Origin of the sequence: Microbacterium gubbeenense DSM 15944, from assembly GCF_000422745.1 — a bacterium.
GTDB lineage: Bacteria > Actinomycetota > Actinomycetes > Actinomycetales > Microbacteriaceae > Microbacterium > Microbacterium gubbeenense.
In genome coordinates this window covers 97,216-111,248 of sequence record NZ_AUGQ01000007.1, presented here as the reverse complement: position 1 = coordinate 111,248, position 14,033 = coordinate 97,216, and the positions used below count along the sequence as shown (strand labels likewise).

General features: G+C 70.4%; 13 protein-coding genes. 8 read left to right on the top strand and 5 right to left on the bottom strand.

Translation table 11 applies throughout. The features are described 5' to 3' along the window. Positions 1–3 precede the first annotated feature (3 nt). From G510_RS0106470 to G510_RS0106440, 7 genes are read left to right on the top strand one after another with little or no spacing between them, the layout of a single operon-like run. Positions 4–1,320: a coiled-coil domain-containing protein gene (locus G510_RS0106470; RefSeq protein WP_029152973.1), complete on the top strand. Its 1,317-nt coding sequence runs from the start codon at positions 4–6 to the stop codon at positions 1,318–1,320. A 35-nt stretch (positions 1,321–1,355) separates the two neighbouring features. Then, positions 1,356–2,042 carry a DUF1684 domain-containing protein gene (locus G510_RS0106465; protein ID WP_036322208.1) on the top strand — a complete coding sequence of 229 codons (687 nt, stop codon included), beginning with the start codon at positions 1,356–1,358 and terminating at the stop codon, positions 2,040–2,042. A 35-nt stretch (positions 2,043–2,077) separates the two neighbouring features. Continuing rightward, on the top strand, positions 2,078–3,613 hold the full coding sequence (locus tag G510_RS0106460; RefSeq protein ID WP_029152971.1) for an ABC transporter substrate-binding protein: 1,536 nt from the start codon (positions 2,078–2,080) through the stop codon (positions 3,611–3,613). Positions 3,614–3,632: 19 nt separating this feature from the next. Continuing rightward, complete coding sequence (locus G510_RS0106455) at positions 3,633–4,598, top strand: ABC transporter permease (protein WP_029152970.1); 966 nt, start codon at positions 3,633–3,635, stop codon at positions 4,596–4,598. Next, positions 4,595–5,419, top strand: coding sequence for an ABC transporter permease (locus tag G510_RS15675; RefSeq protein WP_036322206.1), 825 nt, complete (start codon positions 4,595–4,597; stop codon positions 5,417–5,419). Before G510_RS0106455 ends, G510_RS15675 begins: the two co-directional genes overlap by 4 nt. After that, positions 5,416–6,210, top strand: a complete 795-nt coding sequence (locus tag G510_RS0106445) for an ABC transporter ATP-binding protein (protein WP_029152969.1) — start codon at positions 5,416–5,418, stop codon at positions 6,208–6,210. Before G510_RS15675 ends, G510_RS0106445 begins: the two co-directional genes overlap by 4 nt. Beyond that, positions 6,207–6,965, top strand: a complete 759-nt coding sequence (locus tag G510_RS0106440) for an ABC transporter ATP-binding protein (RefSeq protein WP_029152968.1) — start codon at positions 6,207–6,209, stop codon at positions 6,963–6,965. The genes G510_RS0106445 and G510_RS0106440 overlap by 4 nt, the downstream gene beginning before the upstream one ends. A 10-nt stretch (positions 6,966–6,975) precedes the next feature. Here G510_RS0106440 and hpf read toward each other — a convergent pair whose 3' ends face one another. The 5 genes from hpf to mtrA form a co-directional block, all read right to left on the bottom strand. Continuing rightward, complete coding sequence (gene hpf / locus G510_RS0106435; protein WP_029152967.1) at positions 6,976–7,638, bottom strand: ribosome hibernation-promoting factor, HPF/YfiA family; 663 nt, start codon at positions 7,636–7,638, stop codon at positions 6,976–6,978. A 118-nt stretch (positions 7,639–7,756) separates the two neighbouring features. After that, the gene (locus tag G510_RS0106430) at positions 7,757–8,407 is read right to left on the bottom strand and encodes a ComF family protein (protein ID WP_029152966.1); all 651 of its coding nucleotides are present in this window, start codon (positions 8,405–8,407) and stop codon (positions 7,757–7,759) included. 80 nt (positions 8,408–8,487) lie between these two features. Continuing rightward, positions 8,488–10,218 (bottom strand): LpqB family beta-propeller domain-containing protein, encoded by a 1,731-nt coding sequence (locus G510_RS15670; RefSeq protein WP_036322204.1) that lies wholly within the window; start codon positions 10,216–10,218, stop codon positions 8,488–8,490. Then, positions 10,215–11,897: an MtrAB system histidine kinase MtrB gene (gene mtrB, locus G510_RS15665; RefSeq protein ID WP_051216491.1), complete on the bottom strand. Its 1,683-nt coding sequence runs from the start codon at positions 11,895–11,897 to the stop codon at positions 10,215–10,217. The genes G510_RS15670 and mtrB overlap by 4 nt, the downstream gene beginning before the upstream one ends. 8 nt (positions 11,898–11,905) lie before the next feature. Beyond that, a complete protein-coding gene (mtrA, locus tag G510_RS0106415; protein WP_029152965.1) occupies positions 11,906–12,586 on the bottom strand; it encodes an MtrAB system response regulator MtrA in 681 nt (226 codons plus the stop codon). Between the two features lie 83 nt (positions 12,587–12,669). Here mtrA and G510_RS15660 point away from each other — a divergent pair, with 83 nt between their 5' ends. Further along, entirely contained in the window at positions 12,670–14,031 is a 1,362-nt protein-coding gene (locus G510_RS15660; RefSeq protein ID WP_157560451.1) for a DUF7847 domain-containing protein, read from the top strand. Positions 14,032–14,033 lie beyond the last annotated feature (2 nt).

The window sequence follows — 14,033 nt, the reverse complement described above, 5'->3', positions numbered from 1 at the left end:
CCCATGGCGTTCTGGGGCAAGCGAAAGCGCGAAGAGCAGGAGCGGCAGGATGCCGCGGATCACGTGCTGTCGACGAAGGCGCAGAAGGCGCTCGTCGCCGCGGATGAGCGCATCCGCACGACCCGCGACGAGCTCGCGTTCGCATCGGCCGAGCTCGGGGACGCCGCGACGAAGGATCTGCGCGACGGGCTCGACGCGGTCGCCCTGCACATGCGGGAGGCCTTCGAGCTGCACCAGCTGAACCACGACCACATCCCCGACACCGCCGAAGAGCTGCGCACCCGCAACGCCCGCATCGCGCAGCTGTGCGAGTGGGCCGAGGATGTGCTCGACGAGCGCACCGAGGCGCTGAAGGATCGCGTCGCGAAGGTGCGCGAGGCGCCGCGCGTGCGCGAGAGCACGCGCCAGGAGGCGAAGCGGATCGCGGACCGGCTGCCCGCCGCCGAGCAGACCGTCGAGCGGCTGCGCACGCGGTACGCTCACGCCGCGCTGCAGCGCATCGGCGCGAACCCCGCCGAGGGGCGCCAGCTCGTCGATTTCGCGCTGCACTCGTGCGACGTCGCCGAGCGTCGCCGCGAGGCGGGCCGCAAGGACGATGCGCTCGTCGCGCTCGAGGCCGCGATCGAGGCCGTTCGGCGCGCGCAGGCGATCCTCGACGCCGTCGACGACTTCGAGATCGAGGCCATGCGAGCCCAGAACACGCTGTCGGAGGTCGTCGCCGACTCGCGCGGCGACATCGGCGAGGCGCGCACCGAGCGCCAGACCGAATCGGTCACCCGCGCCATCTCCGAGCTCGAGCAGGGCCTGTCTGACCTCGCGCCCGTCGGCACGCCGGGCGACCCGTTCGCCGAGCTCGCCCGCGTCAGCGAGCTGAACGCCGCCCTCGACCGGGCCCGGGAGCGCGCGCAGAGGAACATCCCCTCGATCGAGCACGTCGCGCACGACGTCGAGGCCGCCGACCGCGCGATCGGCGCCGCCCGCGGCCTGCTCGACAGCCACCGCGCCCTGATCGGCGCGGATGCCCGCACCCGCCTCGCGGAGGCCGAGCGGCTGCGCATCGACGCCGGCACGCTCGTCGCCGACGAAGACACCCGCGAACGCGCGCGCGACATGGCGCACCGCAGCTCGCAGCTCGCGCACGAGTCGCTGCAGCTCGCCCAGCGCGACATCGATCAGGCACGGCGCGACGACTGGGGCGGATCCGGGTGGGGCGGCGGAATGGGCGGTCGCCGCGGCGGCGGAATGGGCGGCGGCGACATGCTCGGCGGCCTGCTCGGCGGTGCGATCCTCGGCGGGCTCATCGGCGATATCTTCGATTGAGTCTGCGCCCAGAGACCGCCCATAGAATTATTCGTATGACTGCATCGACCGCGCGCGCCGACTGGCGCGAATGGCACACGAGCCGCATGGCCGCACTCGTCGGCCCGATGGGCAATCTCGCGCTCGTCGAAACCCGCTGGCTGCCGGCGGGAGAGACGCCCGACCTCGAGGCCGAGCGCGCCGATCTCGAGCCGACGAAGACCGTCACGGCCCTCGAGCGCGAGAACATCGACACGGGCGCGGTCGAGCACGGGCTGCGCGTGTGGGACGTCGCGAGCGACGCGATCACGCGGTTCACCGCCGTCGATGTCTACGACTACGACCCCGACTGGGTGATTGAGGCCTCGTACGAGAAGAACCCCGAGGGCCACTCCGTCGCCTTCGAGCACATCCGCGACAACGGCGGATCCCGCGACAAGGCCGTGCCCGGCACGATCACCGCGACGATCGCGGGCGCCGAGTACGCGCTCAGCGCGTTCGATGACGACGGCCGATTGCTCCTCGTCTTCGGCGATCCGACCAACGGCGACGAGACGTACGGCGCCGGCCGGTTCCTGTTCGTCGACGAGCCCGACGGCGACCGCGTCACGCTCGATTTCAACCGCGCGTTCGTCCCCCCGTGCGGCTTCAGCGACCAGTTCAACTGCCCCATGCCGCCCGTGCAGAATCGCCTGCACGTCGCTTTGCACGCCGGCGAGAAGCTGCCGCGCTTCACCGACTGATCTTCCTCCCACACAACCGCAGAAATAGGATCCCGATGCGCACCCTCAAGATCGCGACAGCGACCGTCATCGTCACGGCGGGCCTCGTCCTCGCTTCCTGCTCACCGGCGGCCGAGTCGCCCGAGGGCGGCCCGGAAGAGCTTCCGGCGGGCGCGCAGGTCGACGCCGACGCGACGATCAGCATCGGGTCGATGTACGAGCCGCAGAACCTCGACAACACGTCGGGCGGCGGTCAGGGCGTCACCGAGGCGCTGACGGGCAACGTCTACGAGGGCCTGTTCCGCCTCGCGGACTCGGGCGGGGTCGAGCCGCTGCTCGCCGCCTCGCACGAGATGAGCGAGGACGGTCTGACGTACACGTTCACGCTCCAGGAGGGCGCGACGTTCGCGAGCGGCAAGGCGCTCACGGCCGACGACGTCGTCTATTCGATCGAGAAGGTCACCGCCGACGATTCGCAGTCGGCCCGCAAGAGCCAGCTCGCCGTGATCGACCAGGTCACCGCGATCGACGATTCCACGGTCGAGGTGACGCTGTCGGAGCGGTCGATCTCGTTCATCTACAACCTCAGCTACGTCTGGATCGTCAACAGCGAGTTCGACGGCGATCGCAAGACCGAGGCCGACGGCACCGGCCCGTACGCGGTCGGCCAGTGGACCCGCGGATCCGCTCTCAGCCTCGAGCGCCGCGACGACTACTGGGGCGACCCGGCGAAGAACGCGGAAGTCGTGTTCCAGTACTTCAGCGAGGCGACGGCCCTCAACAACGCGCTGCTGACGGGCGCCGTCGACGTCGTCACGAGCCAGCAGTCCCCCGACGGCCTCGCCATGTTCGAGTCCGGCGGCGATTTCGTGATCAACGACGGCGAGTCGACGACGAAGCTGCTGCTCGCCTTCAACGACGCCGCCGCGCCGTTCGACGACGTGCGCGTGCGCCAGGCCGTCTCGTATGCGATCGACGACGAGAAGCTGCTCGACTCCGTCTGGGGCGAGTACGGCACGCTCATCGGCTCGATGGTGCCGCCGACGGATCCCTGGTACGAGGACCTCACGGGGCTCGACCCGTACGACACCCAGAAGGCCGCCGACCTGCTCGAGGAGGCCGGGTACGCCGACGGCTTCACGTTCACGATCGACACCCCGAGCTACGACCCGCACCCCACGGCCGCGACGTTCATCCAGTCGCAGCTCGCCGACATCGGCGTGACCGTCGAGATCAACACGATCTCCGCCGACGAGTGGTACACGAAGGTCTACCAGAACCGCGATTTCGAGGCGACGATGCAGGAGCACGTCAACGACCGCGACCTCGTCTGGTACGGCGATCCCGACTTCTACTGGGGCTACGACAACGCCGAGGTGCAGGAGTGGGTCGCCCAGTCCGAGCTCGTCGCGAGCGAGGCCGAGCAGACCGAGCTGCTGAAGCTCGTCGCCGAGAAGACAGCCGAGGAGGCGGCGAGCGAGTGGCTCTACCTCTACCCGCAGATCGTCGTCGCCACCAACGCGGTCACGGGCTACCCGCTCAATGGCCTGAACTCGCAGTTCTTCGCGTACGACATCGAGAAGTCGGTGTGATCTCCGCCGCGCGCCGCCCATGATCCGGTACCTGCTGCGCCGGGGGCTGTTCCTCGTCGTCTCGCTCGTCATCGCGAGCGTCGTGCTGTTCCTGCTCCTGCGAGTGCTCCCGGGGGATCCCGCGAACGCGCTCGTGGCGGTCGGCGCGACGGACGAGCAGATCGAGGCGGCGCGCGAACAGGTCGGGTCGAACCTCCCGCTGTTGCAGCAGTTCACGACCTGGATCGCCTCGGTCGCGTCGGGCGACCTCGGCACGAGCTTCGTGAGCGGCCTGTCCGTGGGCGACGAGGTGGCCGCGCGACTCCGGGTCACGCTGCCGCTGACGCTCATCGCATTCCTCGTCGCGGTCGTCATCGCGGTGCCCTGCGGGTACATCGCCGCGACGCGTGCGCGCACCTGGTACGGCGCGGCGCTCAACGCGGTCGCGCAGCTCGGCATCGCGGTTCCCGTGTTCTGGCTCGGAATGATCCTGATCGTGATCTTCGCGCTGAACCTCCGGATCCTCCCCGCGGGCGGCTTCCCGCTCGGCGGCTGGGCCGACGCGCCGACCGCCCTGACGAGCCTCGTCCTGCCGATCGCCACGGTCGCGATCATCATGAGCGCGTCGCTGATCCGGTACGTGCGCTCGGCCGTGCTCGACGTGGCCGGCAGTGACTTCGTGCGCACGGCGCGCGCGATGGGATCCTCGTTCGGCCTCGCCATGTGGCGGCACGGACTGCGCAGCGCCGCCGTTCCGGTGGTCGCCGTCATGGGCATGGAGCTCGCCTCGACCCTCCTTGGCGCCGTCGTCGTCGAGCAGGTCTTCGCCCTGCCGGGGCTCGGATCGCTGCTCGTCACCGGCATCGCCGAGCACGACTACCCCGTGATCCAGGGAGTGCTCGTCATCTCGACGCTCGCGGTGCTCGTGATCGGCTTCGCCGCCGACATCGCGCAGCGCATCATCGACCCGCGCCTGCGCGACCGGCTCTCGGAGGCGAGCGCATGAGGCGCCGCGCCCTCACCCTCAGCGTCGGGATCCTGCTCACGGCGCTCATCGCCGCGATCGCGGTCGTCTCGCTCGTGTGGCTCCCCCACCCGGTCGCCGACACGTCGGGCGGCCGGCTGACGCCGCCGGGCGTCGGCGGCTACCTGTTCGGCACCGACCGCCTCGGGCGCGACCTCACGAGCCAGTTCATGATCGGTGCGCGGATCGCGATGATCACCGGCATCGGGGCGGTCGTCATCGCGGCCGTCGTCGGCATCGTGTGCGGCATCGCGGCGGCATTCGCCGAGGGGTGGCTCGATGACACGCTCGCGGGCCTGCTCGACGTGCTCATCGCGTTCCCGACGCTGCTGCTCGCGATGCTGATCGTCGCCGCCCAGCCGGCCACGATCTGGACCGCGGTGCTCGCGATCGGTCTCGCGCAGAGCGCGATCATCGCCCGCCTCACCCGGATCCTCGCCAAACGCGTGCTGCAGTCGAGCTACGTCACCGCCGCGCGCACGTCGGGCACCGGATGGTTCGGCATCGTCGTGGGGCACGTGCTGCCCAACATCTGGACGACGCTGGCGGTGAGCCTCGCGCTGCAGTTCGGGCTCGCGGTGCTCGCCGAGGCGAGTCTGTCGTACCTGGGCCTCGGTGCCCCGCCGCCCAACGCGTCGTGGGGCCGCCTGCTGCAGGAGTCGCAACAGACGGTGCTCGTCGCACCCATGGGCGCCATCGTGCCCGGAATCCTCATCGTCGTGCTGGTCATCGGCGTGAACCTCATCGCCGATGGGCTGCGCGACCGCCTCGATCCGACCTCGCGAGAAAGGGCCGCCGCATGAGCCTGCTGTCGGTCTCGGACCTCACCATCCGCGCGGACGAGAAGATCCTCGTCGACCGTCTGTCGTTCGATCTCGACGAGGGCGAGCGGATCGGCCTGATCGGCGAATCCGGATCGGGCAAGTCGCTCACTACTCTCGCGATCATGGGCCTTCTGCCGCCAGGCCTCACCGCCGAGGGATCCATCGTGCTCGACGGCACCGAGATCGTCGGCGCCCGCGAGCGCACGCTGAACCGGATCCGCGGCCGCGCGGCCGCGCCCGTCTTCCAGGAGCCGCGCACCGCGCTCGATCCGCTCATGCGCGTCGGCGCGCAGATCGCCGAGCCCCTGCGTCGCCGGGGCGCCCGCGGATCCGCCCTCAAGCGGGCCGTCGGCGACCTGCTCGCGCAGGTCGCGCTGGCCGACGAGAACCGCATCTCGCGGGCGTTCCCGCACGAGCTGTCGGGCGGGCAGCGCCAGCGCATCGCGATCGCGATCGCCCTTGCGGCCGAGCCGAAGGTCCTGCTCGCCGACGAACCGACCACCGCGCTCGATGTGTCGGTGCAGGCAGAGGTGCTCGCGCTCATCGACGAGATCGCGACGGCGCGCGAGATGTCCGTGGTGTTCGTCAGCCACGACCTCGCGGTCGTCTCGCAGGTGGCCTCGCGTGCGCTCGTGATGCGGCGCGGCGAGGTCGTCGAGCGCGGCGAGGTCGGTGCGATGCTCGCCTTCCCGCAGCACGATTACACAGCGGGGCTCATCGCGAGCGCGAAGCGCTTCGAGGACGCGCTGGAGAGGCGGATGGGCTCATGACGCTCCTGGCACTCGAGGATGCGACCGTCGCGTACGGCCGGGGCGCCGCGCCCGCCGTCGATCGCGCGAGCCTCGCGGTTGAGCCCGGCACGAACCTCGCCATCGTGGGCGAGTCCGGCGCCGGCAAGTCGACGATCCTGAACCTGCTGCTGGGCCTCCGTACGCCCACGTCGGGGCGGGTGCTGTACGGCGATCGGCCGCTCGCGAGGCGCGACCGGGCGATGATGCGCGAGTTCCGGCGCGATGTGCAGTGCGTGTTCCAGGATCCGTACGCGTCGCTCGATCCGCGCCGCCGCATCGCGGCGATCGTCGGCGAGCCGATCCGCTCGCTCGGCATCGCGCGCGGCGACGAGCTCGATCGCCGCGTCGCGAGCGCGCTCGAGCGCGTCGGTCTGCCGGCGGACGCCGCGCGCCGGTATCCGCACGAGTTCTCCGGCGGCCAGCGCCAGCGCATCGCGATCGCCCGTGCGATCGTCTGCGAGCCGCGCGTGCTTCTCGCGGACGAGCCCGTCAGCGCGCTCGATGTCACGACACGGGTCAGAATCGTCGACCTGCTGGCAGACCTCGTCGCGTCGAGCGAGATGACGCTCGTGATGGTCTCGCACGACATCGGCGTCGTCGCGGAGCTCTGCGAGGAGACCATCGTGCTCGAGCGCGGCCGGATCGTCGAACGGGGCGCGACGAGCGATGTGCTCGGCGCGCCCCGCCATCCCTATACGCGGAAGCTCATGGGAGCTGTTCCGCGGCTGCCGTAGGACCTCAGGCTCAGCCGGCGAGCTGTCGCTCCGGCGGCGCCTCGGTCTCGAGCTCGATCACGCCGTAGTCCCAGCCGCGGCGGCGGTAGACGACGCTCGGTCGGTCAGTCTGCGCGTCGATGAACAGGAAGAAGTCGTGCCCGACGAGCTCCATGCGATCGACCGCATCGGAGACCGTCATCCACTCGGGCTCGAACGTCTTCGTGCGGATCACGACCGGCGAGTAGGCTTCTTCGCCCTCGTCGTGCGCGACCGGCACCGTGCCCGTCGCGACGGCCTCGAGCGTCTCGGCGTCGACGGGGGTGATGTCGATGCCCTGCAGCGACGAGCCGGAGCCCTTCGCGTGCCGCGCGCCGTGCGGGCGCTGGCGCTCCGTGACCCTCTTGTCCTTGGCGCGGCGCAGCTGGTTCGTCAGCTTGTCGAGCGCAATCTCGAGCGCCTGGAACTTGTCCTCTGCGCGAGACTCGGCGCGCGCGAGCTTTCCCTTTCCGGTCACGGTGAGCTCGACTTTTGCCTCCTCAACGCGTCCGTGGTGGTGCGCCGACTGGGTCACCTTGACGTCCAGAGACTCGGCGCGGGGGGCGAGGTTCTCAACGCGCGCAAGCTTCTCATCCACAACGGTGCGGAACCGCTCGGTGATGCTGACGCCCACACCGACGATGCTTGTGTCCATCTTGTGCCTCCCATTCCGGTCCGCCCGGAGTGAGCGAACCACGTCGCTTCTGGCCTCCCACCGTATGCCCACTTCGCGCTCGTGTCACCCATTTGGTCATGCCGCGTTCTCGGGCGTGTCATCGGCCGTTCACATCGGACCGCAATGGGGTCCTGGCGACCACCGCGGCGCCGACGACCTCCGCCCCCGCGGCCGTCAGCGCCCGGCACGCCTCGGCGAGCGTCGCGCCGGTCGTGGCGATGTCGTCGACGATGACGACGCGCGCCCCGGGATCCGCGCCCCGCGCCATCAGCGCGCCGCGCAGGTTCTCGCGTCGCTGCTCCCGGGTGAGCTCGCGCTGGTCCGCCGCTCGCCTCGACCAGACGAGCATGCGATCGGGCCGCACGCCCGCGCCGCGCAGCAGCTCCTCGACGACGCGATACCCACGGCGGCGCGCGCGGGCCGCCCCTCCCGGAACGGGGACGGCCAGCAGGCCGCGCTCGCCCGCCGCGGCCACTGCGAGCGCGGATCCGAGCGCCGCCGACAGAGGCCGGCGGACGTCGGTTCTGCCTTCTTCCTTGTACGCGCGGACGATGCGCGCCGCGGACCCCTCGAACCGCAGGGCGGCGTGGACCCGGAGCCCATCGAGATCGACCGTCTCCACGCGCGGCTCGAGCGCTGCGCGACAGGCCGCGCACAGCGCGACGCCGGGCGCTGCGCACGACGCGCACGAGGCCGGGAGGACGAGCGCGAGCGCCGCCGCCGCGGCACGCGCGATCCGATCCCTCATGCCGCCATCGTCGCGCGGCGCCGCGCCCGGTCGCTACAGCTGTGGACAGTTCGCCGGTCGCGCGAGGGCTGTGAGCGGGGTCACTGACCGCCCGCGACCGGCGGCGCGCCGAGCTGCGTCGCCAGCACGACGACGCCCGAGCCGGCCTGCTGCCACGTCGTCGCGTTGCGGACGTAGAGCGAGCCGTCCTTTGCCAGCAGCCGCTCGCGAGATTCCGGGTTGCCGTAGGTGATCGCCGTGGCGACGAACGACGCCGTCGGGTTCTCGGCCGTTCCGCCCACCTGCTGCTCACGGATGAGGGTGCGCTCCTCGCCCGCCATCATCGCGGCCACCACCGTGTCGGAAACCCACGCCGCCGAAGTGGCCGCCTCCGGCAGGTACGACACGATGCGCGCGCCTGTGAGCGCGACCGGAACGCTGGTCGTCTCGTCGCGACGGATCCCCGCGACGATGAGGACCGACTGGTTGTCGACGCGCCCAGCGATCGCCACGCGCGCGCCGTCGCGCGCCACCTCGATCGCCGAGATCTGCGTGAGCCCGTCGACGCCTTCGATCTCGTGCGCCTCGCCGTCCGCGTCCCACACGACGATCCGCTTCGGCTTGTCGGAGCGCACCGCCCACGCGTTGCCGAACGGATCGAGAGCGGGGTGCTCCCAGTCGGTCTCGTAGCTGAGCGCCTGGAACTCGGCGGTCTCGGCATCGATGCGCCAGATCTCGCCGCCCTCGGTCTGCACCACGGCGTGGCTGAGGTCGGGCGCGACCGAGATCGACCGGGCGGGGTCGTCCTCGCTGCTCTCCGGCGTGAACCGTGCGGTGATGGCGTCTGTCAGGCCCGTGATGGGCGTGATCTCGCCGTTCGTGAGGTAGCCGAAGTCGTTCTCGGTCATCACGAGGGCGCGCGCGTCGGGCTCGACCGATACGATCGCGTCGTCGGGGGCCGTGACCCGGTGGCCGTCGACCATCATCCGCACCTGATCGACGCCGAACGTCGACAGGGTCTGCTCGAGCTGCGTCTGCATGCGCGCGCGCCGGACGGGATCCGCCTCCTCGACCTCTGCGGAGAGGTCGACCGTCGCGGATCCGTTGTCGTCGACCGTGACCCGGTTGCGCGTGACGCCGGAGAACGCCGACGACACCGCCAGGTCGAGCCAGTCGGCGGGGCCGCCCTCGACGAGCTCGTGCACGACGCGGTCGACGAGCCCGCCCGAATCGGGGAACCACCGAAGGTCCGGCACGAGTCGGTCGCCGGGGCCTGAGAACATCAGCTTCTGCGGCGTGTAGATGCTGGAGAACGTGCCGCTCTGCACGACGACGCCGTCGGGAGCGGACGAGATCCGCCACTCGCCGTCGACGAGGGCGAGCTCGAACTCGAGCGAGCGCACGGCGGATCCCGTGAGCTCGTAGCGCCCCGTCTCATCGACGCTCGCCGTCGGCGCGACCCGCACGCTGACCTGCCCGCTCTCGCCGACATCGTCCGCCAAGAAGTCGCCGATCTCGCGGTCGTTCACGCGGTCGACGGTCACGCGCGCGTCCGGATCCCACGTCGTGCGGGCCGACGGAGTGAGGAACTCGCGCGCGACCTCCCAGTCGTTCGCGGGGCTCTCCCCCGCATCGAGGAAGCCCAGCACGATTTCGATCGGTTTCGCGCCGTCCTCCGGTCCGTCGGGGCTGAACTGCCACCGGATCGTCGAGGTGGGATCGTCCGCCTTGAGGCCCGCTTGGAAGGATCCCTCGATCGGCAGCCCCGCGCACCCGGCGAGGGCGAGGGTCAGCACCGCACCGAGTGCGATCGTCCGCAGCGTGCGCCTCATCGTTCCTCCTCCGGCTTGTGCATGACCACGAGAGTCTCGGTGTCGGTGCCGTTGCCGGCCCGCAGGTCGCCGGTCGTCAGCTCGTCGACGGGCTGCGCGGCGATGGGAGGCACGACCTCCTGCTCCGGACCGGGCACGCGCGGAAGCGTCACCACGAAGTGCGTGCCGACGCCGATCTCCGACCACACGTCGATCGCACCGTCGTGGAGCCGCGCGTCGCCGAGGGCGATCGCGAGGCCGAGCCCCGTGCCGCCGAGGGTGCGCTGCCGCGACGGATCCGCCCGCCAGAAGCGGTCGAAGACGCGCTCGACGTGCTCGGGCCGCATGCCGAGGCCCTGGTCGCGCACGCCGACCGAGACGGCCGTGTCGTTCTGCGCGACCGTGATGAAGACCGGCCGGTTCTCGCTGTGCTCGATCGCGTTTCCGACGAGATTGCGCAGGATGCGGCGGATGCGGCGCGGATCCATCGGGATGACGTCGTCGCCGTCGGCCCCGCGGAAGCGCACTTCGGTGTCGTTCTGCCAGGCGACCTGGCGCATCGACTCGGCGACTTGCTCGGCGACGCCGCTGAGGCTCGTCTCCTCGCGCTCGAGCTCGACGGATCCGGCGTCGTAGCGGCTGATCTCGAGGAGGTCGGTCAACAGCTGCTCGAATCGTCCGACCTGGTCGTGCAGCAGTTCGGCGGATCGCGCCGCGATCGGATCGAAGTCATCTCGATCTCCGTAGAGCACCTCGGCGGCGAGCTGGATCGTCGTCAGCGGCGTGCGCAGCTCGTGCGAGACGTCCGAGACGAACCGCTGCTGCACGAGCGAGAGGTCGGCGAGCTCGCGGATCTGGTTCTCGATGCTGTCGGCCATCTGATTGAAGGATCTCGACAGCACGGCGAGCTCGTCCTGCCCGCTCTCGACGAGGCGGGCGGACAGGTCGCCGTCGGCGAAGCGCGCGCTCGCGCGAGCGACGTCGACGACGGGGGCGACGACCGAGCGCATCACGAGCCAGACGACCGCGCCCATGATCACGACGAGAGCGATGCCCGTGAGCGCCAGCGCCCCCTGCACGAAGACGAGCGTCTCGACGACGTCGGTCAGCGGATACGCGAAGAACACCTCGTACGAGCCGACCGGCGGCAGTTGGATCTGCTGCCCGACGATGATCCCGGGCACGACCCTGCCGTCCACGCCCGTCAGTCCGATCGGCTGCAGCCACTGCGTCTCGGGCACGGTGCGCACCTGCTCGCGCAGCCCGTCCGGCACGAGCGACGCGTCGAACACGTCGCTGCGGGATTTGAACGCCGAGGGGGCATCGTCGCTCGTGAGCCCGGGAATCGGGCCTCCGACGATCAGGTGCGTCGACGACGACGCCGACAGGTCCTCGAGCATCGACTGCCGCAGCGACTGGATCGCGGCGCGGTCGGTCGCGGGCGCGGCGTCGTACAGGTTCTGCTGGGTGAAGTCGATCGCGCGCTTGGTGTCCTCTTCGACCTGCGCCGTGCGGGCGCCGTAGAGATCGGACTGGATCGCGAGCGCGGCCCAGACGGTCGCGATGATGACCGCCACCGTCGTCGCCGCGGTCGCGATCACGACCGTGCGGAACAGCAGCGAAACGCGCCAGGCCGTCACCGGGCGCTGGACGAAGCGGATCGATCTGGCGCCGTGCCGATCCGAGCGCGCGCCGACCATGGCGCCCGTCAGGCGACGGCGCCGGCGCGATAGCCGACGCCGCGCACCGTCATGACGACCCGGGGGTTATCGGGGTCGATCTCGACCTTGGAGCGCAGGCGCTGCACGTGAACATTGACGAGGCGCGTGTCCGCCTTGTAGTGGTAGCCCCACACCTGCTCGAGCAGCTGCTCGCGGGTGAACACCTGCTGCGGCTTCGACGCGAGCGCGACGAGAAGCTCGAACTCGAGCGGCGTCAGCGAGATGAGCTCGTCGCCGCGGCGCACCTCGTGCGCGGCGACGTCGATCGACACGTCTCCGATGCCGAAGCTCGCCTGCGTGTCGGGGGTCGGGGGGCGGAGCCGCGTGCGGATCCGCGCCACGAGCTCTTTGGGGTTGAACGGCTTGACGATGTAGTCGTCGGCGCCCGCCTCGAGGCCCGACACGACGTCGGTCGTGTCGGAGCGCGCGGTCAGCATGATGACCGGCACGCCGGACTCGGCGCGGATCTCGCGACAGATCTCGATGCCGTCCTTGCCCGGGAGCATGAGGTCGAGCAGGACGAGGTCGGGCTTCTCCGCGCGCCAGACGTCGAACGCCTTCGCGCCGTCGTAGCAGAACGCCGCGCCGAAGCCTTCGCTCTTCAGGACGATGCCGATCATCTCCGCAAGAGCAGTGTCGTCATCGACCACGAGAATGTGACCAGTCATGGTATTGAGCCTATCCGGCCGCGTCGCGGTTCGCGCTTCGGCGCGCTGTGTGTGGAACGATGGGGGCGGGAGGACACTACATCGTGACAGATCGCGTTTCTCAGGGCTGGACTCCGGCCCCCCGGCAGGGACTCATACCGCTGTACCCGCTCGGATTCGGAACGATCCTCGGCAAGTCGTTCGCGGTGCTCAAGGGCAACCCGCGGGTTCTGCTGCTGTTCGTGGTCGGCGTGCAGACGCTGTCGATGCTCCTCTACATGACCGCGCTCGGGCTCATCACCTTCGCCGCGTTCTCGCGCGCCGCGACGGTTCCCGAGTTCTCACCCGAGTTCAACGAGCTCATGGCGGGCGGCACGGCGATCGTCATCCTCAGCTCGCTGGTTCTGGCGGCGCTGCTGATGGCGGTGACGGTCATCGCACAGGGGATCGTCGTGGCCGAGGTCGCGCACGCCTCCCTGTCCGAGAAGTCAGGGCTCGCCGTGCTGTGGCGCCGGGTGCGCCCCGCGTTCTGGCGGCTCGTCGGGTACTCGGTGCTCGTCGGCATCGCCTCGATGGTCGCGTTCGTGATCCTCGCGGCTCCCGCCATCGTGCTCGCGGTGGTCGGTTCGAGCGTCGCGCTCGTGTTCGCCGTCATCGTCGGCATCGCGGCGTTCCTCGGCGGGGTGGTGCTGTACGCCTGGCTCGCCACGAAGCTGTACCTCGCGGCGCCGTCGATCGTGCTCGAGGGCATCGGCCCGATCCGCGCGATCTCTCGGTCGTGGGTGCTCACGCGCGGCCGCTTCTGGTCGACGTTCGGCGTGTTCGCGCTGCTCTTCCTCATCACGAACGTCGCCTCGAGCATCATCTCCAGCGTGCTGTCGATGTTCATGCCGCTGGTGATGGGCGTTCTCGCGCCGTTCGGGGCGGCGTCGAACGACTTCACCGCGCTCGCGGTCGTGAGCATCGTCGCGACGGTGCTCGTGTTCGTTCTGATGTTCGCGATCGCGTCGATCATGACGATCGTCATGGGCGCCGGCAGCACGCTCTGCTACATCGATGCCCGCATGCGCGTCGAGGGAATCGACCTGCGCATGCGCCGCTACGTCGAATCGGGCGGCGGCGACGATCCGTACACTTTCATCGCGGATGCGAGCCCCTCACCATACGCGGACGCGCGGTCGGCGGGGTACGCGCAGCCGGGTTATGCGCAGCCCGGTTACGCGCAGCCGGAATACGGACAGCAGCCCGGATATGCACAGCCTGGATACGCGCAGCCGGGATACGCGCAGCCGGATTACGCACAGCCCGAGTACGGCCAGCAGCCCGGCTACGCACAGCCTGAGTACACGCAGCCAGGTCGCACGCAGCCCGGATACGACGACGCTCCGGTGCCGCCGCGCCCCGCGCCCCCGCAGCCGCGTCCCGACGTGACGCCTCCCGACCAGCCGCCGGCACCGCCCGTATGATC